Annotated in this window: 1 protein-coding gene; it reads left to right on the forward strand. The window is 33.3% G+C overall.

The annotated features are described in order from the left end of the window. Nucleotides 1-246, forward strand: a 246-nt coding sequence (locus tag AOA59_RS32535; protein ID WP_158235279.1) for a hypothetical protein, incomplete at both ends; no start/stop codon positions are given.

The raw sequence follows: 246 nt of genomic DNA on the forward strand, positions 1-246 counted from the left end.
ATATTGGTTTTAAGGTCATATTTAACCGAGACGGAGATGTGGTCATACATCTCGATATGAGTGATTTAGGAAAAAAGAAAAAAAATGTAGTCATGGATGAAGAGTCGGTTATACCGGATAATGATAAAGGTCATTACGGAAAGAAAAGTAAAAATAAAAAGAATAAAACAAAGCATCACACTTTTATTGGTGACATTCAATTCGGTAGACAACCCTTTGAATTGGATGGAGCAGATATTTCAATGG

It is taken from the genome of Pseudomonas sp. 2822-15, from assembly GCF_002742515.1.
GTDB lineage: Bacteria > Pseudomonadota > Gammaproteobacteria > Pseudomonadales > Pseudomonadaceae > Aquipseudomonas > Aquipseudomonas salomonii.